General features: G+C 67.3%; 2 protein-coding genes. One reads left to right on the top strand and one right to left on the bottom strand.

Translation table 11 applies throughout. The features are described 5' to 3' along the window. A partial coding sequence (locus A5705_RS00020) for a TetR/AcrR family transcriptional regulator (RefSeq protein WP_156762969.1) occupies positions 1-319 on the bottom strand: 319 nt, incomplete at its 3' end. A gap of 155 nt (positions 320-474) precedes the next feature. On the opposite strand from A5705_RS00020, the gene A5705_RS00025 reads away from it, so the two are divergent. After that, positions 475-852: TetR/AcrR family transcriptional regulator (locus A5705_RS00025; protein ID WP_369829577.1), on the top strand; the 378-nt coding region annotated here is incomplete at its 3' end.

An 852-nucleotide genomic window follows, 5' to 3' on the forward strand; every position in this document is an offset into this window, starting at 1 on the left:
ACTCGCGCATCAACTTTCCCGATTCGTCCAGCACCGCTTCGATTCGGTCGACGACGCCGCCGGGACGGTCGGCGGCCTCGCGTAGCCGTCGGGATGCGATCAGGTCGATTTCCGCGACCGTCGCCGCGAGCAGCTCCGACTTGTTCGGAAAATAGTGATAGAGGCTGCCGCTGGTCATGTCGGCGGCCCGGGCGATCTCGCGGATGGTGGCCTTGGAGTAGCCGCGCTGGGCGACACAGCGCATGGTGGCGACGAGGAGCCGGCGGCGGGTCTCCTCGCCGCTGGCGCCGACGGGGCGACCCAGCTGCGCCCGCGTCATGCTGATGTCCTCACTCCTGCGTCCTTTTGACCGGCTCCCTCGAATATAATCGGGCGATCAATTATCCTCCGGCTTCGCCATCCCAGCTCGGCCGCCCAGTCGGCGCCAGCGGCGAGCAGACCCGTGCCCGAATCATCGCCTCGGCGATGCGCTGCGTGGCCGAAGTGGGCCACTCGAAGGCGACGATTCGCGAGATCGCCCGGGCCGCCGACATGACCAGCGCCAGCCTGTACAACTACTTCCCCAACAAATCGGAGCTGATCAAGGCGGCCGTCGCGGCCAGAACCGAGGTCGCGCTGCCACGGCTGCGCCGGGCCGCCGCCCGTCCCGGCGGCGTCGTCGACCGAATCGAAGCGGTGCTCGACGAATCGGGAAAGTTGATGCGCGAGTTCCCGGACCTCGCGGCTTTCGAGTGGGCGATCCGGGCCGAAAGCCTGCTCGAATCCCAAATCGACGGCGGCCGGACACGGAATCCGGGGTCAAAAGCGTTGCGCGACATCATAAATGACATCGTCGAGGACGCCCGGGAGCGC

This window comes from Mycobacterium sp. E787 (assembly GCF_001668725.1).
In the GTDB taxonomy this organism is placed as follows: domain Bacteria; phylum Actinomycetota; class Actinomycetes; order Mycobacteriales; family Mycobacteriaceae; genus Mycobacterium.